The organism is Inquilinus sp. NPDC058860 (assembly GCF_042743185.1).
GTDB lineage: Bacteria > Pseudomonadota > Alphaproteobacteria > DSM-16000 > Inquilinaceae > Inquilinus.
This window is the reverse complement of the sequence record NZ_JBHYMS010000026.1, coordinates 1-21,616: the sequence shown is the minus strand read 5'-3', so window position 1 is coordinate 21,616 and position 21,616 is coordinate 1. Positions and strand designations below refer to the sequence as shown.

Here is a 21,616-nt window from a genome sequence, read left to right as displayed (position 1 = left end):
AAGCGAACCCAACATCCGTATCGCCCGAACCGTTTCTGGCGATTGGTGTTTCCGCTTAGATTAGGGGGCCGCGTCTGCCCGATGCTTTGCGGCGCGTTTCCATCTCGCGTTCCTCGCACACCTCGCGCCATAGCTCGTAGGTCGCTTCGACCATCTCTTCCATCTGAGCAAGTGAGAACAACTCCACCCCTTCATCCGTGTGTAGAATAGGGGGGCGTTTATTCCCCTCCATGTCCCCGAACCGGAAAATAGCAAACCGAACGGCTTCATAGTCAGGATCAGCAGCGCGAATACGCTCATGCATCATTGAAAATGCAAAGCGTCTCCCCTCTCGGGTCAGGCCGCGAGAACGACGCGGATCAATGAATGGAACAAACGGCTGCCCATCGAGAGACAGAACCATAGGAAGCCAATAGACGAATTTCTGCCCTACGCTCATCCCAGAGAGACGCTCAGTTCTCCCCTCGGTAGCGGCTCCAGCCGCCCGGCGCCGCCCTGAAAAGTCAGTTGCGACTGCCTGGACTGATCGCTGCCCCTGTCACCCTTCTTTCCGAAGCGGATTGACGATCGGCAGGCCGGCGAAGTCCTTCTCGTTGTCGGTTACGACGACGCATTCGTTGGCGCTGGCGACCGCGGCTATGATCATGTCGAGGGCACTGCGGGGTCGCCCGGCCGACCTTCCTTCCGCCATCAGCCGCGCCCAGATCAGCCCGGCCTTGTCGTCGAACGCCAGGACTCGTCCCGCAAACAGTGTTTGCGGCCCTTCCGGACCGAAGAACCAGGCATCGAGCGCGTCGCGCTTCCTGCCTTTCGGCTTCTCCAGGATGCCGCGGCGGATTTCCGCCACCGTCAGCGAGGCGATGAACAGATCCTCGTCCTTCTGTGCGGCCATCCAGGCCAGCAACGAGTCCGTTGGCTGCGGCTTGACGAGGTTGCTGATGATGTTCGTGTCGAGGAGGTAGCGCGTCACAAGTCGATCCCGCGCCCCTCCTCACGGGGGCGGCCGAGGTCGAGATCGGCACCGACCAGCGGCGAGCGCCGCAAAGCTGCAAGGATGCCCCCGGTCTTCGGCGGCTCGCCGGCCACGGCCCTTTGCACGGTCGTTCGCACTCGTTCCGCCTCCGGGCCTGCCTCGGCCAGCCGGCGCGCCAGCGCCCGGATCAGCTCGCGATCCGCATCCGGCGCCATGATCTCGAAGCGTGCAAGGCCGCGCCGTTCAAGGCGTGCGCGGTAGTTCCTGATGGCCTTCTTCTGAGCGGAACTGCCCATCGCCGATCCTCGCGCTGTCTATCCGGATATATGATCCGGATCCCTCCCGGACGCAAGCCCATCGGCAGCGCCCCGAAACTTGGCCCAGCGATTCCAGCCGTCATGTGTCGTCGTGGGGCCGGATCACTCCATCTCCTCCAGCTCGCGCCCGCGGGTCTCCCGGACGGCACGGCTGACGAACAGGAAGGACAGCAGGGCCATCACGGCGTAGATGCCGTAAGCGACCCCGAGGCCGGCCGAGGCGAGGGACGGGAAGGTCTCCGAGACGACGAAGTTGGCGGCCCATTGCGCCGCCGCGGCCACCGCCAGGGCATAGGCCCGGATGCGGTTGCTGAACATCTCGCCCAGCAGCACCCAGACCACCGGCCCCCAGCTGACCCCGAAGAACACGACATAGAGGTTGGCGGCGGCGACGGCGACCACACCGGCCGTGTCGCCCAGCACCGGGGTCACGGCACCGTCGACCATCTCGGTCGGGGCGGTGCCGAAGATGTACGCCATGGTGCCCAGCGTCAGGGTCATGCCGGCCGACCCGACCAGCAGCAGCGGTTTGCGCCCGACGCGGTCGATCAGGGCGATGGCCACCAGCGTGGTCAGGATGTTGGTGACCGAGGTGGCGACGGTGATGACGAGGGAATCCGCCTCGGTGAAGCCGACCGCCTGCCACAGCACCGAGGAGTAGTAGAAGATCACGTTGATGCCGACGAACTGCTGGAACACCGACAGCAGGATGCCGGTCCAGACGATCGGCAGCAGGCCCAGGCGGGGGCCGCGCAGGTCGCGCAGCGACTGCCGCTTCTCCAGATCGATGCTGCTCTCGATCTCGGCGATCTTCACCCGCGGCGGCGGCCGGTTGCCGACGAAGCGCCGCAGCACCTCCGCCGCCTCGGCGATGCGCTTCTTGCCGACCAGGAAGCGCGGCGATTCCGGGATGATGCCGGCCAGCACCCCGTACATCACCGACGGCACGGCCATGGAGATGAACATCCAGCGCCAGGCCTCGAGCCCCAGCCACAGCGTGTTGCCGGCGCCGCCTGCCGCCGCCGCCAGCGCATAGTCGCACAGCAGCGCGACGAATATGCCGACCACGATGGCCAACTGCTGCAGCGAGCCGAGGCGGCCGCGGATGTGGGCCGGCGAGACTTCGGCGATATAGGCCGGGGCGATGACGCTGGCCGCCCCGACGGCCACCCCGCCGAGGAACCTCAGCGCCGTCAGCGACCAGATGCTCCACGCCAGGCCGGTTCCGACCGAGCCGATGAGGAAGATCACCGCGGCGATCTGCATCACTGCGATCCGGCCGTACTTGTCCGCAATCGGCCCCGCGAACCACGCACCGACCGCCGATCCGAGCAGCGCGCTCGCCACCGAGAAGCCGAGCAGGACGTCGCCGGCCCCGGACCATTGGCGGATGGCCGCGACGGCGCCGTTGATGACCGCCGTGTCGAAGCCGAACAGAAAGCCGCCCATTGCCGCCGAAAGCGCGATCAGAAACGTCTTGCCGATGACGAATTCGCTGCCGCTCGTGGCGATCGCGGCGCCTTCCCTGGGTGGGCCGCCTGTCGTCGACATGCCTGTCCTCCCGGATGGTTTGGAGGACTGTGAGCCTATCCGCTCGGAATTCCTACCCGCGAATTGTCGCCGTCTCCGTGGCGAGATCGGCGTCCCGGATCGGGCTCATTCAGCTCCCCGCGGCTCCAGCCGCCAGCCGCCGCCCTGGCGGGCGAGTTTCGGCTGCAGCCAGGCCAGGGCCTCGCGCAGCGCCTCCTCGACGCCCCAGGGCAGGTTCACCAGCACGAGGCCGGAGCCGTTGAGGCGGGCCGGGAACAGCGTGTCGAACACGGTCAGCTCGGCCGTCCAGGCGCGGGGCAGGGGCGGCAATGCCGACAGCATGGCGTCGACCGGCGGCCGGTCCTTGATCGGGTACCAGGCGGCGATCACGCCTTCCGGCCAGCGGCGATGCGCCGTGGCGATGCCGCGGGCCAGCCGCGCCAGCTCGTCCGGCTGCTCGAAGGACGGGTCGAGCAGCAGCAGCCCGCGCCGCGGCTGCGGCGGCAGCAGGCCGCGCAGCGCCTCCCAGGAATCGCGGTGGTGGATCGCGACCTGGCCGTCGCCGGCGAATTCGGCACGCAGCCTGGCATTGTCCTCGGGATGCAGCTCGACCAGGGTCAGCCGGTCCTCCGGCCGCATCAGCGCCCGGATCAGCCGCGGCGAGCCGGGATAGATCTCGAGCCGGCCGGAGGGATTGAACGCGCGGACCAGCTCGAGATAGCGGGCGACCGCGGCCGGGGCTTCCGTCTCCCGCTCGATCCGGGCGATGCCGTCGACATATTCGCCGGTCTTGGACGCCTCGGCGGCCAGGGCATAGCGGCCGACGCCGGCATGCAGGTCGAGAGCGGAAAAGGGCTTGGCCTTGCCGCGCATTGCTTCCAGCAGCGCCACCAGCACCACGTGCTTCAGGACGTCGGCCTGGTTGCCGGCGTGGAAGGCGTGGCGATAGTTCATGCCGCCTGCAGCACCGCGACCCAGCCGGGCAGCGGCACCTTGTTCTCGGTGCGGGTCCAGGCGGATTCGATCTCGACCGTGGCAAAGCCGGCCTCCGCCGCGGCGGCCCGCAGATAGGCGGCGGAATGCTGGTAGCGATGATGGTGGCCCAGGCGCCAGCCGTGGCCGTCGGCGTCGTCCTGCGCCTCCAGGGTCAGGGCGAACAGGCCGCCCGGCCGCAGCACCCGCCGGGCGGCGGCGAGCAGCGGCGCGAGGTCGCCGATATAGACCGCGACATCGGCCGCCAGGGCCAGGTCGTACCGCTCCGGCCACTCCGCCAGCGTGGCGACGATCTCGCCCGGCTCCAGCCGGTCGTACAGTCGGCGCGCCATTGCCTGCAGGATCATGCCGGGCGACAGGTCGATGCCGTCCAGCCGGCGGCGGCGGTCGGCGAAGGCGATGCCGGCCAGGCCGGTGCCGCAGCCGAGGTCGAGGATGTCGAGGCGGCCCTCCGGCACCGTCCGGTCGACGGCGCGGCGCAGCAGCTCCGGCCCGCGATAGCGCAGGGCCTCGACCAGCGCCGTGTCGAAGCGCGGGGCGTACTGGTCGAACAGGGTGCGGACATGCGCTTCCGGCAGCTGTGCCGGCACCGGGGCGGCGCCGATCAGCGCCAGCCGCACCGCGGCGCCCATCCGGTCGTCCGGGTCCAGCTCCAGCGCGGCGCGGTAGGCCGTGGCCGCGTCGCCGTCCGCTGCCTCCAGCGCCTGGCCCAGCGCGTAGTGGATCTCGACGTCGCCGGGATCGATCTCGATCGCGGCGCGGATGGCTTCGGCGGCCTCGGCCGGCTGGCCGTCGGCGAGCAGGGCAAGGCCGATCTCCAGGCGCCGGCGGGCCCGTGGATCCGGGGTGGGAAGGGGCAGGGTCATGGGATGAAACGTCCGAAGCGCCGCGGCCGTGCCGCAGTCGCGCGCGGGCTTATAGCCGAAGCGCTGTCCGGTCGTCGAGAGGCTCGCGATCGGCCTCAGGCATTCGTGGGATAGACGAAGCCGTCCGCCTCGTAGACGCCGCCATAGGCGTTGGTGTCCGGGTTCCAGAACCGCACCGCGGTCCAGTCGTTGCCGCTGGAGACGTCGATCACCGACTGCTCGCGGTAGATCCGGCGCCGCGTCGGCCCGTCATTGCCCCAGTTGGTGTGCGATACGGTGATCTCGCGCGAATTGCGCACCGCCACCACCACCGAGATGTGGCCGGCGCTCAGCCGGTCCGACCGTCCCAGCACCAGCACGGCGCCGGAGCGCGGTTCGCTGCCCTTGCCGTAGACGCCGTCGGCCTGGTCCCACCAGGTCCAGGCGTCGCCCTTGATCTGGATCCCGGAGACGGCGCGGGCATAGGGCACGCACTCCTCCGGCGCGTTGGCGGTGACGTATCGGGCGACACCGCTGCCGGTGGGGTTGCGCACGATCTCGCGCCCCCCGCCACAGGCGGCCAGGGCCAGCGCGATCGACAGCACCCAGGCATGTCGCAGCATCCGTCGCTCTCAACCGAAGAATCAGAAATACACCCCAATGCATTGGAATGTAGACTTTTTTAGGAATACGGTCAAGATCGAGGCGGAGCGGTGCGTCGGCTGCCTTCCCGCTTGACATGCCCTCCCCGGGCGCGCTCTGATCGAGGCGTTCCGAGGGGAGCTCCGGTAAGGAGCTGAGACACCACACCATCCGCGACGTGGGAACCCTTCGAACCTGATCCGGGTCGTGCCGGCGTAGGGAATGGAACCACATGCGCGCTCAGCCGCTCTCTTTCCAGCTTTCCGTCCTTGGCACGCCCTCAATCCGTCCGATCGAGGAGGACGACGATGCCCAAGGACGCCATCCCCACAACCGTCACCACCGGCCCGCTGCCGGCGTCGCGCAAGGTCCATGTTCCCGGTGAGCGCCACCCCGACCTGCGCGTCGCCATGCGCGAGATCGTGCTGTCGCCCGAATCCGGCGAGCCGCCGCTGCGCGTCTACGACGCCTCCGGCCCCTACACCGACCCGGCGGCGCTGATCGACATCGGCGCCGGCCTGCCCGCGCTGCGGGCCGGCTGGATCGCCGCCCGCGGCGATGTCGAGGCCTATGACGGGCGCACCGTGCGGCCGGAGGATGACGGCCGCCGCCCGGGCGAGGCCGCCAACCTGTTCGAGTTCCCGCGCGGCGACCGGCGCCCGTTGCGGGCGCGTGGCGGCACCGCGGTGACGCAGATGGCCTATGCCCGCGCCGGCATCGTCACGCCGGAGATGGAGTATGTCGCGATCCGCGAGAATCTCGGCCGCGAGCGGGCGCGGGAGCAGGCGGCGCGCGACGGCGAGAGCTTCGGCGCCGCGATCCCGGACCACGTGACCCCGGAATTCGTGCGCGACGAGGTGGCGCGGGGGCGGGCGATCATCCCGTCCAACATCAACCACCCGGAATCCGAGCCGATGGCGATCGGCCGCAACTTCCTGGTGAAGATCAACGCCAATATCGGCAACTCGGCCGTCACCTCCTCGATCGCGGAGGAGGTGGAGAAGATGGTGTGGGCGATCCGCTGGGGCGGCGACACGGTGATGGACCTGTCGACCGGCCGCAACATCCACACCACCCGCGAATGGATCCTGCGCAATGCGCCGGTGCCGATCGGCACGGTGCCGATCTACCAGGCGCTGGAAAAGGTCGGCGGCGTGGCCGAGGACCTGACCTGGGAGATCTTCCGCGACACGCTGATCGAGCAGGCGGAGCAGGGGGTCGACTACTTCACCATCCATGCCGGGGTGCGGCTGCCCTACATCCATCTCACGGCGAAGCGGGTGACCGGCATCGTCAGCCGCGGCGGCTCGATCATGGCGAAGTGGTGCCTGGCGCATCACCGCGAGAGCTTCCTCTACACCCATTTCCGCGAGATCTGCGCGATCATGCGGGCCTATGACGTCGCCTTCTCGCTGGGCGACGGGCTGCGCCCCGGCTCGATCGCCGACGCCAACGACGCGGCCCAGTTCGCCGAGCTGGAGACGCTGGGCGAGCTGACCCAGGTGGCGTGGGAGCACGATGTCCAGGTCATGATCGAAGGCCCCGGCCATGTGCCGATGCACAAGATCAAGGCCAATATGGACAAGCAGCTGGCGGTCTGCGGCGAAGCGCCGTTCTACACGCTCGGGCCGCTCACCACCGACATCGCGCCCGGCTACGACCACATCACCTCCGGCATCGGCGCGGCGATGATCGGCTGGTTCGGCACCGCCATGCTCTGCTACGTCACGCCGAAGGAGCATCTCGGGCTGCCGGACCGCGACGACGTCAAGACCGGCGTCGTCACCTACAAGATCGCGGCCCATGCCGCCGACCTGGCCAAGGGGCATCCGGCGGCGCAGCTGCGCGACGACACCCTGTCCCGCGCCCGCTTCGAGTTCCGCTGGCGCGACCAGTTCCACCTGTCGCTCGACCCCGACACGGCGCTGGCCTATCACGACGAGACGCTGCCGGCGGAGGGCGCCAAGACCGCGCATTTCTGCTCGATGTGCGGCCCGAAATTCTGCTCGATGAAGATCACGCAGGAGATCCGGGCCTCGGCCGAGGCGGGGATGGAGGAGATGTCGGCGCGGTTCCGCGAGGGCGGCGGAGAGATCTACCGCGCGGCCGAGTGACGGGGCCGGCGGGTCGGCCCGCACCGAGATGAAAATGATTCTTGGTGCACGCGGACACGACCGGTATAGGACTCGCAGCGGAATTTGACCGCTGACGGCCCGGGACGGGCGCTTCGTCCCGGGCCGTCGTCGACGGCGTGACGGCGCTCGGCGCGAGGAGATTTTGATGGCAGCCCTTTCCGAACACGCGGCCAAGGCCGGCCGGATGACCCGGTTCCTGGTGCAGCGCCGGTTCCAGCGCGTCGCCTGGCGGGACTGGGTGGCCGACCGCATCGCCGGCCGGATCGGGCGCGGTCCGGTCGCCGGGTCGCCGGAGGGCCGGAGCGGCGCCGCGGCGCTGACCGCCGACGGCTTCGCCATGACGCCCTGGCTGATGACGCCGGGCCGGGTCGAGGAGATGCGGCGCCACTTCGCCGGCCACCCGTCCTTCAACCCCTACAAGCCCGAGGACGGCACCTTCCAGGCGCCGGATCAGGCGCCGCCGGGCACCCATGTCGCGCATCTCCGGCCGGAGGTGGTGGTGAACGCGCCCCATGCGCTGGCCATCGCCAACGACCCGGCGGTGCTGGAAGCGGTGCAGGCGGCCCTCGGCTGCAAGCCGACGATCAGCTACATGGCCGCATGGTGGTCGATCGCCGGTGACGGCCAGGCCCAGCACGCCGAGCTGTTCCACCGCGACTACGACGATTGGCGTTTCATCAAGCTGTTCGTCTATCTCACCGATGTCGACGCCGGGGCCGGACCGCACATCTATGTCCGCGGCTCGCACCGCGAGGACCGGCTGATGCCGATCCGGCGCTACTCCGACGCTGAGGTCGAGGGCGCCTTCGGGCGCGAGCGCTTCGTCCAGTTCGAGGGTCCCGCCGGCACCAGCTTCCTGGAGAACACCTTCGGCTTCCATCGCGGCCTGCCGGCGCGGCAGACGCCGCGGCTGATCTTCCAGGTGGTGTACTGCCAGGGCCCTATCCTGTACGGCCCGCCGCGCCCGATCGCCGAGGCCGGCCGGGTGGCCCAGGGCCTGACGCTCGATCCCTACGTCAACCGCGTCTATCTCCGGGCCTGACCCGGATGGTGATCCCAGGGTCGCCATGAGCCGTTCCCGGCCATGGCGTTCGCGATGACCCTCGCCCGGGTTCGGGCGGCCGGCGGCAAGGCGGCGCTGTTCCTGCTCGCCTTCGCGCTCGGCAAGGGTTCCGCCTTCTTCGGGCCGCTGCTGCTGTCCCAGGTCATGAGCCTCCAGGACTACGGCACGGCCGAGCTGGGGCTCAGCATCGGCGTGATCGGGGCGCAGATTCTCAGCCTCGGCATCACCGGCGCGATCCCGCAGCTGGTGCTGATCCGCAAGGACGACCGCGTCCTCGACCTGCTGTTCTTCGTCGTCGCCTCGATCGGCCTCGTCGGCCTCGGTGGCGCCGCGATCGCCTGGGCCGCCTCGGGCCAGTTGCTGCCCGCCTTCGCCGGCGTCGCCATGGCCGGCGCCGGGGCCCAGGTCGCCGCCAGCGTCTACTACCGTGCCATGGGGCGCCGCTTCGGCATCCTGGTCGCCGACAACCTGGCGCTCTATGCCTTCCTGATCGTCGGCGCGCTGGTGTTCCTGGCGCTGTGGCGGGTGCCGCTGGGGCTGGTGATCCTCGGCTGCGGCGGCGTGGCGCTCGGCTTCACTCTCTTCGCCCTCGTGGGCCTGGCGCGCACCATCCGGCCGGGCTTCCTCGCCGCCCATGCGGACGCCCGGCGGATGGGCTTCTTCATGATGGTGAACTCGCTGGTCTATTTCGCCATCGTCAACAGCTCGCGGGTGCTGGTCGGCTTCTTCCTGTCGGTCGAGGCGGTGTCGGTCTATGCGGTCTGCTTCCGCATCTCGGCGGCGATCTTCCTGGTGCACCAGCTGATCGTGACCGCGTTCTTCAAGACGCTGTACGAGGCCTCGGCCGAATGGTTCGACCGGTTCTACCTGGCCCTGCTGGCGCTGACCATGGCGGGGGCTGCGGCGATCCTCGCCGGCTTCGAGCTGTTCGGTACGGAGCTGCTGCCGGGCTGGCGGGCCCATCTGCCCGAGATGTCGCGGCTGCTGCCCATCGTCTGCATGCAGACGATCTGGTGGGTGTCGCTGGCCCATGTCGAGCTGCGGATCAACCGGGCGCTGATCTCGAAACAGGCGACGATGTGGCTGCTGGGCTGCGCCGGGCTGATGGTCGCGGCCCTGGCGCTGCTGAAGGCGCTCGGGCTCCTGACCCTGTCGACGGCGGCGCTGGTCTTCGCCGGCACCCTGTTCCTGGCGCTGCACATCCAGCTGACGCTGCTCGAGCGCAACGGCGTGGCGCTGCCGCGGATGCGGATCGCGCTGTTCGCGCCGCTGGTGTTCCTGATCCCGGCCTGGTTCCTCGCCTAGGGCTCGCGCTTGGCGCCGCTGGACCACAGCCGGCGCAGCTGCTCGACGAAGCCCTGGCTCTCCTGCAGCGCGCCGAAGAACTGGGCGTCGGCCTCGCGCACCCTCGGCATGGCGGCGTTCAGCACCTCGGCGCCCTTGGCGGTGACCCGGAGCTGCCGGGCCCGGCTGTCGGTCGGGTGCGGCGCCCGGGCGATGAAGCCGCCGGCCTCCAGCGACCGCACCACCTGGCTGGTCATCATCGCGTCGGTCTTGCAGAAGGCAGCGAGCCGGGCCTGGGTGACGTCGTTCTCCTTGCGGCTCAGCCAGGCGAGGCCGGCCAGCAGCACGAACTGGACGTGGGTGAGGCCGAGCGGTTCCAGGGTCGACCGCTGCAGCCGCTGCCACTGGTTGGCGACCTGCCACAGCAGGAAGCCGGGGCTGTTCTCGGGGCGCAGGGTGCGCGAGAGGGTGTCCCAGTCCAATGCCACGTGCCGCGTTCCGCCATGATTTTGCCTGAACCTAGGCGCGCAGAAGAACGGCATCAAGCTGCATGGTCACGGCCCGGGATGGAACTCGGTGTCGACCAGCCCGAACAGCAAGTGATCCCGCCAGTCTCCGTCGATCTTGAGATAGGCGCGGGCCTGGCCCTCGCGGGTGAATCCGAGGCGCAGCAGCAGCTTCTGGCTGGCCTCGTTGTGCGGCAGGCACGCCGCCTCGATTCGGTGCAGGCCGAGCTGGTTGAAGCCGAACGCCACCGCCGCAGCGGTCGCGTCGGTCATCAGCCCCTGCCGGGCGAAGCGCTCGCCGATCCAGTAGCCGATCGAGGCCGACTGGGCGACGCCGCGGCGGACGTTGGAGAAGCCGATGCCGCCGACCAGCTGCCGGCTGTCGCGCTCGAAGATCAGGAAGCCGTAGCCCTCGTCCTGCCGCCATTCGTAGATCTGGCGGCGCAGCCGGCGCAGATAGGCGGCACGGCTCAAGGCGTCCTCCGGCCAGGTCGGCTCCCACGGCGTCAGGAAGCTGCGGCTGTCGCCGCGCAGCGCCACCCAGGGGCGCCAGTCGCGCAGCCGCGGCGGCCTGAGGTAGGTCCGCCGGCCCTCGATCCGGACCGGCGGAAGGGTGCCGAGCCCCGTTCGGAAGAAGCCGATCACCGCCGCCCCGCTCAACGCCGTCAGCCGATCCGGGCGCGGATCGCGTCGTAGCTCTCGAGCCGGCCGACCGGCCCGAGCGCCGCCAGGGTGGGGGCGGTGCGGAACACGCGCTCGGCGACCCGGCGGACCGCCGCGGCGTCGACCGCGTCGATCTTCGCCACCACCTCCTCCGCCGGCACCGGGCGGCCGAAGATCAGCATCTGCTGGCCCAGCTGCTCGGCCCGCGCCATGGTCGATTCCAGGCTCATCAGCAGCCCGGCCTTGATCTGGGCGCGGGCGCGCGCGACCTCGTCCTCCGCCGCATCGCCGACCACCCGGCCGATCTCGCCGCACAGCACCGGCATCAGCTCCTGCACCTCGGTCTCGCCGGTGCCGGCATAGATGCCGAACAGCCCGCCATCCTGATAGGCGCTGGTGAAGGAGTAGATCGAATAGACCAGGCCGCGCTTCTCGCGGATCTCCTGGAACAGCCGCGAGGACATGCCGCCGCCCAGCAGCGTCGACAGCACCGAGCCCGCGTAGAAGTCCGGATCGGTGTAGGACAGGCCCGGAAAGCCCAGCACCAGGTGCAACTGCTCCAGGTCGCGCTCCTCGCGGTGCTCGCCGCCCTGGTAGGCGGCGGGGGCGGTGCGCGCCTCGGCCTTGGCCGGCAGGCCGGTGAGCAGCCGCTCGGCCTGCTCCGCCAGCCGGTCGTGGTCGACGTTGCCGGAGGCGACCAGCACCATGGTGTCGGCGCCGTAGTTGCGGCCGATATAGCCGGCGATCGCCTCGCGCGGCAGCGACCCGACGATGTCGGCCGTGCCCAGCACCGGCCAGCCGATCGGCTGGTCCGGGTAGGCGGCCTCCTGGAACTGGTCGAAGATGATGTCGTCGGGCGTGTCGATCGCCTGGCCGATCTCCTGCAGCACCACGGCGCGCTCGCGCCCCAGCTCGGCCTCGTCGAACACCGAGTTCTGCAGGATGTCGGCGAGGATATCGAGCGCCAGCGGCGCATCCTCCTTCAATATGCGTGCGTAGTAGGCCGTGTTCTCGCGGCTGGTGTAGGCGTTCAGGTGACCGCCGACCGCCTCGATCTCCTGGGCGATGTCCTGCGCGTTGCGCCGGCGCGTGCCCTTGAACGCCATATGCTCCAGCAGATGGGCGACGCCGTTGACCTCGGCGGTCTCGTGCCGGGTGCCGGCGCCGACCCACAGCCCGACGCAGGCGCTCTCCACGGTGTCGATCGGGTCGGTGACGACGCGCAGCCCGTTCGACAGGGTGCTCTCGCGGGTCGGCATCAGGCCGGCCCTCCATTGGTGCGGGACTTGCGGACGAAGGCTTCGATCGTGCCGATCTCGTTCGGCAGAACGGTCAGCCGCTCCTCGCGCTCGAACAGGTCGGCCAGATGCGGCGGCAGCGGCGGGCGCCAGCCGGTGGCGCGCTCGACCGCGTCCGGGAACTTGGCGGGATGGGCGGTGGCGGCCACCACCATCGGGATGCCGGGGCCGGCCGGATGGGCGCGGGCGGCGGCCAGGCCGCAGGCGGTGTGCGGGTCGATGGTCTGGCCGGTCGCGGCGCGCGTCTCGGCGATCACCGCCAGCGTGCCCTCGTCGTCCAGGCGATGGCTGGCGAAGAGCTCGGTCGCAGCCTTGTGCATCGCCGGGGTCGCGCCGAACCGGCCGGTGCCGCGGAACTCCGCCATCAGCGCGCTCAGCCGGTCGGCGTCGCGGTCGCACAGCTCGAACAGCAGCCGCTCGAAATTGGAGGAGATCTGGATGTCCATCGACGGGCTCAGCGTCGGCACCACCCCGTCCATCTTCATCTCGCCCGATTTGAAGAAGCGGTCGAGGATGTCGTTGCGGTTCGACCCGACCACCAGCTTCGCGATCGGCAGGCCCATCTTGCGGGCGGCATAGGCGGCGAGGACATTGCCGAAATTGCCGGTCGGCACGGCGAAGGCCACCGGCCGGTCGGGGGCGCCCAGCGCCAGGGCGGCCGCGGCGTAGTAGACGATCTGGGCCATGATCCGGGCCCAGTTGATCGAGTTCACGGCCGACAGGCGCATCTCGTCGCGGAACGGGGCGTCGGCGAACATCGCCTTCACCATGTCCTGGCAATCGTCGAAGCTGCCCTTCAGCGCGACGTTGCGGACATTGGGCGACTTGACCGTCGTCATCTGCCGGCGCTGCACCTCGGAGGTGCGGCCCTCGGGATGCAGGATGACGATGTCGATGGCGGCGCGGTCGCGGCAGGCCTCGATCGCGGCGGAGCCGGTGTCGCCCGAGGTGGCGCCGACGATCATCACCCGCTCGCCGCGCCTGGTCAGCACATGGTCGAACAGCCGGCCCAGCAGCTGCAGCGCATAGTCCTTGAAGGCGATGGTCGGCCCGTGGAACAGCTCCATCAGCCACAGGTCGTGGTCGAGCTGGACCAAGGGCGCCACCGCCGGGTGGCCGAAGCCAGCATAGGTCTCGGCCGCCAGCGCCGCCAGCTCCTGCCGGGTCAGCGAGCCCTCGACGAAGGGCAGCATCACCTCGGTGGCCAGCTCGGCATAGGGCAGGCCGCGCAGGCGCCGCCACTCCTCGGCCGAGCGGGTGGGCCAGGTCTCCGGCAGATACAGCCCGCCGTCGCGGGCGAGGCCGGCCAGAAGCACGTCGTCGAAGGCAAGGGCGGGGGCTTGACCCCGGGTGCTGATATAGCGCACCGGCGCAATTCTCCAGGACAGAAGCGGCGTACCCTAGGGCCAAGGCGGAGGCGGTGCAAGCCGGCCGGCTGCGGCCTTGTCCGGCGCGGCCGCATCGCAGACCGGCGCCTTTGGCACGGCAGTTGCTGGGGTTTGCCGGGACGGAAGGGGACGGGCGGGGGAATGGGAATGGCGGGCCGGATCTGCCGTCGGGGACGGGCGGCGATTGCCTGAGAATTGGGCATCGGTTCCCGATCCGGCTCGACCCGGAGCAAAAGTCGGGCAATCATCGGGACCGGGGAGGTATCCAGTCACGCCGACCGGCGTTTGAGATCGTGGCCGCGACCGGCCGCGCCTTCGAATCTTTTGGACCCGCCGGGCCGGCACCGATCGCCCGGCGTCCTGCAACCAAGAACCAGCGAGGCAGCGATGGCGGATGTGAGACAGCGAGGCAGAGATCGATCCTTGACCCTGGCGGCCCCCGGACCGCTGCGGTGGGCCGCGGCCGGGCTTCTGATCGGGGCGGCGGTTTTGGCGGCTTCGGCCTCGGCGCGGGCGGAGACCGTGTTCCGCTTCGCCTTCCAGGGCAACCTGAACACGCTCGACTCGTACCAGTACAATGAGACCTTCACGACCGCGACGATGAGCAACGTCTATGAGGGGCTCACCAAGCGCGACCAGCAGATGAAGATCGTGCCGGCCCTGGCGACGGGCTGGGAGGTGACCGACGACGGGCTGAAATGGCGCGTCCATCTGCGCGAGGGCGTGAAGTTCCAGAACGGCAATCCGTTCACCGCCGACGACGTGCTGTATTCGCTCGATCGGCTGCGGGCGCCCGGCTCGGACATCAAGGGCCGCGTCCCGTCGGACATGAAGGCCGCGAAGGTCGACGACCACACGGTCGACTTCATCCTGACCAAGCCCAACCCGCTCCTGAACGGGACCTGGGATTCCTGGCCGATCTTCGACAAGGAGTGGTCGGAGGCGAACAACGCCGTGGCGCCGTCCTCCACGGCCGACAAGAACCCCGGCTACGCCGTGCTGCACGCCAACGGCACCGGCCCCTTCATGGTCGAGAGCCACGAGATCGGGGTGAAGACGGTGTTCGTGCGCAACCCGAACTGGTGGGGCAAGCCCGAGGGCAATATCGACCGGGTCGAATTCACGCCGATCGCGTCCTCGGCCACCCGCGTCGCCGCCCTCCTGTCCGGCCAGGTCGACTGGGTCGATCCGGTGCCGGTGCAGGACCAGGACCGCGTCTCCGGCAACGCCGACACGGCGCTGCTGACCGCGCCCGAGCTGCGCACCATCTTCCTCGGCCTGGACCAGGACCGGGACGAGCTCCTGTATTCCAGCGTCAAGGGCAAGAACCCGCTGAAGGACCGGCGGGTGCGGCTGGCCTTCTACCAGGCGATCAACGAGGACGCGATCGCCAAGCGCATTATGCGCGATCAGGCGACGCCGACGGCGCTGATGATCTCGCCCGCGCTGTTCGACCGGGCCGGCGACTTCAAGCGCCATCCCTACGACCCGGATGCGGCGAAGAAGCTGCTGGCCGAGGCCGGCTACCCGGACGGGTTCGAGATCACGCTCGATTGCCCGAACGACCGCTACGTCAATGACGAGGCGATCTGCCAGGCCGTGGTGTCGATGCTGGCCCGGGTCGGGGTCAAGGTGACGCTGAACGCCCAGCCCCGCGCCAAGCACTTCACCCAGATCGGCGAGGCCGGCGGCCACAGCACCAGCTTCTACCTGCTGGGCTGGACCCCGGACGGCTATGATTCGCTCAGCGTCTTCAACAACCTGGTGCGCTGCCGGGCGCCGGGCGTCGCCGGCTCGAACGACGGCGGCTACTGCAACCCGAAGGTCGACGCGCTGGTCGACGCCTTCTCGGTCGAGGGCGACAAGGCCAAGCGCGACGAGCTGATCGCCCAGGCCTACGACATCCTGCTGAACCAGGATGTCGGCTACCTGCCGCTGCACCAGCAGGCGCTGTCCTGGGGCGTGTCGAAGAAGTTCACCGTGGTCCAGCGGCCGGACAACTGGCTGATCTTCGATTGGATCAAGAAGAACTGAGAACCCGCCGGGCGGCGGCCTTGGGCCGCCGCCCCCTTACCTTCATCGGCAGCGGGGTGTGATGCTGGCCTTCATCCTGACGCGCGTGGCGCAGGCGATTCTGGTGATGCTGGTGGTGGCGCTGCTGGCCTTCACCATGTTCCGCTTCGTCGGAGACCCGATCAATCAGATGGTCGGGCAGGAGACCACCGAGGCGGAGCGCGAGGCGCTGCGCGAGAGCCTGGGGCTGAACGATCCGGTGGTGGTGCAGTTCGCCCGCTATGCCGGCAACGTGGTGCGGTTCGACTTCGGCAACTCCTACCAGTTCAAGCAGCCGGTCTCGGGCCTGATCGGCGAGCGCGCGCCGGCGACGCTGGAGCTGTCGCTGACCTCCGCCCTGCTGGCGCTCCTGATCGGCGTGCCGATGGGGGTGTTCACCGGCCTTTATCCCCGGCGCTGGCTGTCGCGCCTGTTCCTCGGCGGCTCTCTGGTCGGGGTGTCGCTGCCGACCTTCCTGATCGGCATCCTGCTGATCTTCGTGTTCTCGGTCGAGCTCGGCTGGCTGCCGTCCTTCGGCCGCGGCGACGTGGTGCGGCTGGGCTGGTGGAGCACCGGGTTCCTCACCCTGTCCGGCCTGCGCTCGCTGATCCTGCCGGCGATCACGCTCGGCCTGTTCCAGATGACGCTGATCATGCGGCTGGTGCGCGGCGAGATGCTGGAGGTGATGCGCACCGACTTCATCCGCTTCGCCCGCGCCCGCGGCCTGACCGACCGGGCGATCCATTTCGGCCATGCGCTGAAGAACACGCTGATCCCGGTCATCACCATCACCGGGCTGCAGCTCGGCTCGATCATCGCCTTCGCCATCATCACCGAGCAGGTGTTCCAGTGGCCGGGCATGGGCCTCCTGTTCATCCAGGCGGTGGCCAATGTCGACATCCCGATCATGGCCGCCTACCTGCTGCTCAGCGCCTTCATCTTCGTCACCATCAACCTGGTGGTCGACATCCTGTACGCCGCGGTCGATCCGCGCATCCGCGTGGGGACCTGAGCCGATGCAACGACTGCTCGACAGCGACCTCGCCTGGCGCTTCCGCCGCTCGCCGATCGCCATCCTCGCCCTGCTGGTCACGCTGCTGATGGCCGTGGGGGCCATCCTGGCGCCGCTGATCGCGCCGCAGGACCCGTTCGACCCGGCCAGCCTCGACCTGATGAACTCGCTGATCCCGCCGGCCTTCGAGGCGGACGGCGACCCGCAGTTCCCGCTCGGCACCGACGACCAGGGGCGCGACCTGTTCTCGGCCATCCTCTACGGCACCCGGATCTCGCTCATGGTCGGCGTCGCCGGCGTCGCGCTGGCGATGCTGATCGGCGTCACCCTCGGCCTCGTCGCCGGCTATCGCGGCGGCTGGGTCGGGGCCGTGATCATGCGCGTCGCCGACGTGCAACTGACCTTCCCGGCGATCCTGATCGCGCTGCTGATCAACGGCATCGCCCTGGCCCTGGTCGGCAGGGGCGGCGGCACCGACCTGCAGATCGGGGTGATCGTCGTCGCCATCGGCCTGTCCTACTGGGTGCAGTACGCCCGCACCGTGCGCGGCTCGACCCTGGTCGAATCGCGCAAGGAATACGTCCAGGCCGCCCGGCTGATCGGCCTGTCGGACTGGACCATCATGTTCCGCCACGTGCTGCCGAACGTGACGGGGCCGGTGCTGGTGATCGCCACCATCAACCTGGCGCTGGCGATCATCACCGAGGCGACCCTGTCCTTTCTCGGCGTCGGCGTGCCGTCGACCTCGCCCTCGCTGGGCACGCTGATCAACATCGGCAACCGCTTCCTGTTCTCCGGCGAATGGTGGATCACGATCTTCCCCGGCGCCGCGCTGGCGGTGCTGGCGCTGTCGGTCAACCTCCTGGGCGACTGGCTGCGCGACGCCCTCAACCCGAAGCTGCGGTGAGGGCCATGCCAAGTCTTGAAACGACGGCGACCCTCAGCGTCCGCGACCTCAAGGTCCAGTTCAGCAGCCGGCGCGGCCTCCTGACCGCGATCGACGGCGTGTCCTTCGACATCGCGCCCGGCGAGGTGCTGGGCGTGGTCGGCGAATCCGGTGCCGGCAAGTCGATCACCGGCACCGCCGTGATCGGGCTGATCGACCCGCCCGGCCGCATCGCCGGCGGCGAGATCCTTCTCAAGGGCGAGCGCATCGACAATCTGCGGCCCGAGGCGATGCGGCGGATCCGCGGCCGGCGCATCGGCATGATCTTCCAGGACCCGCTGACCAGCCTGAACCCGCTCTACACCGTCGGCCGGCAGCTGACCGAGACCATCAGCACCCATCTGCCGCTCGGCCGCGACGGCGCCCGCCGCCGCGCCATCGCCCTCCTGGAGGAGGTCGGCATCCCGGCGGCGGCGGAGCGGATCGACAGCTACCCGCATGAATTCTCCGGCGGCATGCGCCAGCGCGTGGTCATCGCCCTGGCCCTGGCGGCGGAGCCGGAGCTGGTGATCGCGGACGAGCCGACCACGGCGCTCGACGTCTCGGTCCAGGCCCAGGTGATCGCGGTCCTGAAGCGGCTGTGCCGGGAGCGCGGCACGGCGGTGATGCTGATCACCCACGACATGGGCGTGATCGCCGAGACCGCCGACCGGGTGGCGGTGATGTATGCCGGCCGGATCGCCGAGATCGGCCCGGTCAGGACCGTGATCAAGCAGCCGCACCACCCCTACACGGTGGGGCTGATGGGCTCGATCCCGACGGTCACGGGCGACGACGCGCGGCTGCAGCAGATCCCCGGCGCGATGCCGCGGCTGGACGCGATCCCGGCCGGCTGCGCCTTCAACCCGCGCTGCACCGCCGCCTTCGACCGCTGCCGAAAGGACCGGCCGGAGCTGATCGGGGCGGGGCCGGGGGCGGCGGCCTGCTGGCTGGTGGAAAGGGGACGCGCATGACGACCAAGACCGTGGTCGAGGTGGTCGGCCTGAGCCGCCGCTTCGACCTGTCCCAGCCCTGGCTGGCCCGGCTCCTGGGCGGGGCGCCGCGGCTGACCCTGAGGGCGGTCCAGGATGTCAGCTTCACCATCACCCGGGGCGAGACCCTGGCGCTGGTCGGCGAATCCGGCTCCGGCAAGTCGACCATCGCCCGCCTGGCGGTGGGGCTGCTGCAGCCCAGCGACGGGGCGGTGCTGATCGACGGCATCGACCTGTCGGACCCGGCGAAGAAGGCGCAGCTGGCGAAGCTGCGCCGGCGGATCCAGATGATCTTCCAGGACCCCTATGCCAGCCTGAACCCGCGCTGGCGGGTCGACCGCATCGTGGCCGAGCCGATCCGCGCCTTCGGCCTGTCCTCGTCCCAGGCCGAGACCGCGGAGAAGGTGGCCGAGCTCTTGCGCCGGGTCGGGCTGGACCCGCGCGACGGGCGCAAGTTCCCGCATGAGTTCTCCGGCGGCCAGCGCCAGCGCATCTGCATCGCCCGGGCGCTGGCGTCGGAGCCGGAGTTCATCGTCTGCGACGAGCCGACCTCGGCGCTCGACGTCTCGGTCCAGGCCCAGATCCTGAACCTGATGCGGGACCTGCAGGACCAGTACGGGCTGACCTATCTGTTCATCAGCCACAACCTGGCCGTGGTCCGGCACATGGCCAGCCGGATCGGCGTCGTCTATCTCGGCCGGATGGTCGAGCTGGCGCCGGCCCGGTCGCTGTTCCGGGCGCCGCGCCACCCCTACACCCGCATGCTGCTCGACGCGCTGCCGGACCTGGAGATGACCGGCCGGCCGCGCAAGATGGTGGAGGGCGAGATCCCGAGCCCGATCGCCCCGCCGCCGGGCTGCGCCTTCCATCCGCGCTGCCCGCTGGCGAACGACCGCTGCCGGCAGGAGGTGCCCCAGCCGCTCGCGGCGGGCGACGCTTTGGTCGCCTGCCATGCGGTCGAGGAAAGGCGGGACCGGGCGGCGGCGTAGACTGCCGCGCCAACCGGCGCTTCCCCGGAAGCAAGAACTCCTTCCATTTGGTTTCGTAGGTTGGGTTCGCGTTCGCGAACCCAACATCGTGCCGTGGCCAAGCGTTGGGTTCGCAAGCGAACCCAACCTACGGCAGCCGACCACTTCTTGACTCTCGCTTCTATTTCGTTAATAACTGACTGGTCAGTCATTAACGAAGGCGGGCGAACCGGTCATGGCGCAGACGGTGCGAAGACGGCGCAAAGAGGCGCGGCCGGCGGAGCTGCTGGATGCGGCCTTTGCCCTGTTCGTGGAGCGGGGGTTCGCCGCAACGCGGATGGAGGACATCGCCGCCCGCGCCGGGGTCAGCAAGGGCACGGTCTATCTCTATTTCCCCAGCAAGCAGGCGGTGTTCGAGGCGCTGGTGCGCCAGGCGGTGCTGCCCAATGTCGAGCGGCTGATCGGCGAGACGGCGCAGCCGGAGACGCCGGTGCTGGAGATCCTGCCCAGGCTGCTGCGCGCCATCATGCGCACCGTGGCCGGGTCGCCGCTGCGGCAGTTTCCCCGCCTGATCATCGCCGAGGCCCCGCAGTTTCCCGAACTGGCGCAGTTCTGGCGGGCGACGGTGATCGACCGGATGCTGGGCACCGTCGTCGGGCTGATCGAACGCGGCATCGCCGCCGGCGAGATCCGGCCGGTCGATCCGGCCGACGCGGCCCGGCTGCTGATCGCGCCGCTGCTGATGGCGGTGATCTGGGGCAGCACCTTCGTGCGCCAGGACGAGAGCTTCGACCTCGGCGTCTTCATCGACCGGCATCTCGATATCTATCTGCGCGGCATCGCGGCGGAGACGCAGCCATGAAGCGGGCCCGCATCGCCGTCGTCGTCCTGGTCGCAGCCGCGGTCGCCGCCGGCTGGTGGTTCGACCTGCCCGGCCGGCTGGGCTGGCGCGAGGCGGGGGACGGCCCGCTGACGCTCTACGGCAATGTCGACATCCGCCAGGCCGAGCTCGGCTTCCGCGTCTCCGGCCGGCTGGTCGAGATGAAGCTGGAGGAAGGCGAGACGGTGACCGAAGGCCAGGTGCTGGCGCGGCTCGACGAGCGTCCGTTCCAGGACAGCGTCGCGGCGGCGCGGGCCAGCGTCGCGGCGCGCCAGGCCGATCTCGACAAGCTGGTGGCCGGCCCGCGGGCCGCCGAGATCGCCCAGGCCCGCGCCACGGTGGCGGAGCGCGAGGCCGATCTGGCGAACGCCAGGCTCGCCTTCGACCGCACCCAGGAGCTGCGGCAGAAGGGCAACGCGCCGCAATCGACGCTCGACCAGGCCCTGGCCGCCCGCGACATGGCCCAGGCCCGGCTGGAGGCGGACCGGCAGGCGCTGGAGCTGCTGCTGGAGGGCAGCCGGGCCGAGGACATCGCCGCCGGCCGGGCCAACCTCGCCGCCGCCCAGGCCGACCTCGCCACCGCCGAGACCTCGCTGGCCGACGCGACGCTCGAGGCCCCGGCCGACGGCATCATCCTGTCGCGGGTGGCGGAGCCGGGGGCGATCATGGCGCCCAGCAGCGTCGCCTATGTGCTGTCGCTGACCAGGCCGGTCTGGATCCGCGCCTATGTGGCCGAGCCCGATCTCGGCCGGGTCCATCCGGGCCTGCAGGTCGAGGTGGTCACCGACACCAGGCCGGACCGGCCGTATCGCGCCCGCGTCGGCTTCGTCTCGCCGGTCGCCGAGTTCACGCCGAAGACGGTGCAGACGCCGGAGCTACGCACCGACCTGGTCTACCGCCTGCGCATCATCGTCGACGACGCGGATCCGGGCCTGCGCCAGGGCATGCCGGTGACCGTGCGCGTGCCGAAGAGTGGCTGAGATGGCTGCTGCTCCCGCCCCGCTGAGCCTGTCCTTTCTGAGTCCCCCCTCCCCTTGCGGGAGGGGGGTAGGGGGAGGGGGCCGCGCGCGTCCGCGCGCCGGTAGGCAATGGGCAGGGGCGGCTGTGAGGGCTGGGTAACCCACAGTGTCATTTAAAAAAAAGAACCAGA

At 69.8% G+C, this 21,616-nt stretch carries 21 protein-coding genes and 1 riboswitch; of the genes, 10 read left to right on the top strand and 11 right to left on the bottom strand.

Going from position 1 to position 21,616, the window contains the following annotated elements:
* Positions 1-55: 55 nt before the first annotated feature.
* From ACFW16_RS18805 to ACFW16_RS18775, 7 genes are all read right to left on the bottom strand, one after another.
* Positions 56-439: a hypothetical protein gene (locus ACFW16_RS18805; RefSeq protein WP_380307733.1), complete on the bottom strand. Its 384-nt coding sequence runs from the start codon at positions 437-439 to the stop codon at positions 56-58.
* Positions 440-538: 99 nt separating this feature from the next.
* On the bottom strand, positions 539-970 hold the full coding sequence (locus ACFW16_RS18800) for a PIN domain-containing protein (RefSeq protein WP_380307731.1): 432 nt from the start codon (positions 968-970) through the stop codon (positions 539-541).
* Positions 967-1,269, bottom strand: a complete 303-nt coding sequence (locus ACFW16_RS18795) for a hypothetical protein (RefSeq protein ID WP_380307729.1) — start codon at positions 1,267-1,269, stop codon at positions 967-969. Before ACFW16_RS18795 ends, ACFW16_RS18800 begins: the two co-directional genes overlap by 4 nt.
* A gap of 123 nt (positions 1,270-1,392) precedes the next feature.
* Complete coding sequence (locus ACFW16_RS18790; protein ID WP_380307727.1) at positions 1,393-2,841, bottom strand: sugar porter family MFS transporter; 1,449 nt, start codon at positions 2,839-2,841, stop codon at positions 1,393-1,395.
* A 105-nt stretch (positions 2,842-2,946) separates the two neighbouring features.
* Positions 2,947-3,774, bottom strand: coding sequence for a 23S rRNA (adenine(2030)-N(6))-methyltransferase RlmJ (locus ACFW16_RS18785; protein ID WP_380307725.1), 828 nt, complete (start codon positions 3,772-3,774; stop codon positions 2,947-2,949).
* Complete coding sequence (locus ACFW16_RS18780; protein WP_380307723.1) at positions 3,771-4,679, bottom strand: methyltransferase; 909 nt, start codon at positions 4,677-4,679, stop codon at positions 3,771-3,773. Before ACFW16_RS18780 ends, ACFW16_RS18785 begins: the two co-directional genes overlap by 4 nt.
* A gap of 95 nt (positions 4,680-4,774) precedes the next feature.
* Entirely contained in the window at positions 4,775-5,281 is a 507-nt protein-coding gene (locus tag ACFW16_RS18775; RefSeq protein WP_380307721.1) for a CHAP domain-containing protein, read from the bottom strand.
* A gap of 143 nt (positions 5,282-5,424) precedes the next feature.
* Positions 5,425-5,540: riboswitch (TPP riboswitch) on the top strand.
* A gap of 68 nt (positions 5,541-5,608) precedes the next feature.
* Between ACFW16_RS18775 and thiC the strand changes: the two genes are divergently transcribed.
* The 3 genes from thiC to ACFW16_RS18760 all read left to right on the top strand — a co-directional run bounded on the left by thiC (position 5,609) and on the right by ACFW16_RS18760 (position 9,803).
* Positions 5,609-7,414: a phosphomethylpyrimidine synthase ThiC gene (gene thiC / locus ACFW16_RS18770; protein WP_380307719.1), complete on the top strand. Its 1,806-nt coding sequence runs from the start codon at positions 5,609-5,611 to the stop codon at positions 7,412-7,414.
* Positions 7,415-7,580: 166 nt separating this feature from the next.
* The gene (locus tag ACFW16_RS18765; RefSeq protein WP_380307717.1) at positions 7,581-8,477 is read left to right on the top strand and encodes a phytanoyl-CoA dioxygenase family protein; all 897 of its coding nucleotides are present in this window, start codon (positions 7,581-7,583) and stop codon (positions 8,475-8,477) included.
* A gap of 42 nt (positions 8,478-8,519) precedes the next feature.
* A complete protein-coding gene (locus ACFW16_RS18760; RefSeq protein WP_380307716.1) occupies positions 8,520-9,803 on the top strand; it encodes a lipopolysaccharide biosynthesis protein in 1,284 nt (427 codons plus the stop codon).
* Here the strand turns inward: ACFW16_RS18760 and ACFW16_RS18755 are convergent.
* The 4 genes from ACFW16_RS18755 to thrC all read right to left on the bottom strand — a co-directional run bounded on the left by ACFW16_RS18755 (position 9,800) and on the right by thrC (position 13,616).
* On the bottom strand, positions 9,800-10,270 hold the full coding sequence (locus ACFW16_RS18755) for a MarR family winged helix-turn-helix transcriptional regulator (RefSeq protein WP_380307714.1): 471 nt from the start codon (positions 10,268-10,270) through the stop codon (positions 9,800-9,802). The two genes, ACFW16_RS18760 and ACFW16_RS18755, sit on opposite strands and share 4 nt — an antisense overlap.
* A 66-nt stretch (positions 10,271-10,336) precedes the next feature.
* Positions 10,337-10,948 carry a GNAT family N-acetyltransferase gene (locus ACFW16_RS18750; protein WP_380307712.1) on the bottom strand — a complete coding sequence of 204 codons (612 nt, stop codon included), beginning with the start codon at positions 10,946-10,948 and terminating at the stop codon, positions 10,337-10,339.
* Between the two features lie 5 nt (positions 10,949-10,953).
* A complete protein-coding gene (locus ACFW16_RS18745; protein WP_380307710.1) occupies positions 10,954-12,210 on the bottom strand; it encodes a M16 family metallopeptidase in 1,257 nt (418 codons plus the stop codon).
* A complete protein-coding gene (gene thrC, locus ACFW16_RS18740) occupies positions 12,210-13,616 on the bottom strand; it encodes a threonine synthase (RefSeq protein WP_380307708.1) in 1,407 nt (468 codons plus the stop codon). The genes ACFW16_RS18745 and thrC overlap by 1 nt, the downstream gene beginning before the upstream one ends.
* Before the next feature lie 444 nt (positions 13,617-14,060).
* Between thrC and ACFW16_RS18735 the strand changes: the two genes are divergently transcribed.
* The 7 genes from ACFW16_RS18735 to hlyD all read left to right on the top strand — a co-directional run bounded on the left by ACFW16_RS18735 (position 14,061) and on the right by hlyD (position 21,446).
* Positions 14,061-15,671 carry an ABC transporter substrate-binding protein gene (locus ACFW16_RS18735; protein WP_380307706.1) on the top strand — a complete coding sequence of 537 codons (1,611 nt, stop codon included), beginning with the start codon at positions 14,061-14,063 and terminating at the stop codon, positions 15,669-15,671.
* 61 nt (positions 15,672-15,732) lie between these two features.
* A complete protein-coding gene (locus ACFW16_RS18730; RefSeq protein ID WP_380307704.1) occupies positions 15,733-16,701 on the top strand; it encodes an ABC transporter permease in 969 nt (322 codons plus the stop codon).
* 4 nt (positions 16,702-16,705) lie between these two features.
* Entirely contained in the window at positions 16,706-17,608 is a 903-nt protein-coding gene (locus ACFW16_RS18725; protein WP_380307702.1) for an ABC transporter permease, read from the top strand.
* A gap of 5 nt (positions 17,609-17,613) precedes the next feature.
* Complete coding sequence (locus ACFW16_RS18720) at positions 17,614-18,600, top strand: ABC transporter ATP-binding protein (RefSeq protein WP_380307700.1); 987 nt, start codon at positions 17,614-17,616, stop codon at positions 18,598-18,600.
* Positions 18,597-19,607 (top strand): ABC transporter ATP-binding protein, encoded by a 1,011-nt coding sequence (locus tag ACFW16_RS18715; protein ID WP_380307698.1) that lies wholly within the window; start codon positions 18,597-18,599, stop codon positions 19,605-19,607. The genes ACFW16_RS18720 and ACFW16_RS18715 overlap by 4 nt, the downstream gene beginning before the upstream one ends.
* A gap of 214 nt (positions 19,608-19,821) precedes the next feature.
* Complete coding sequence (locus tag ACFW16_RS18710) at positions 19,822-20,448, top strand: TetR/AcrR family transcriptional regulator (RefSeq protein WP_380307696.1); 627 nt, start codon at positions 19,822-19,824, stop codon at positions 20,446-20,448.
* Complete coding sequence (gene hlyD / locus ACFW16_RS18705) at positions 20,445-21,446, top strand: secretion protein HlyD (RefSeq protein ID WP_380307694.1); 1,002 nt, start codon at positions 20,445-20,447, stop codon at positions 21,444-21,446. The genes ACFW16_RS18710 and hlyD overlap by 4 nt, the downstream gene beginning before the upstream one ends.
* Positions 21,447-21,616: the final 170 nt, after the last annotated feature.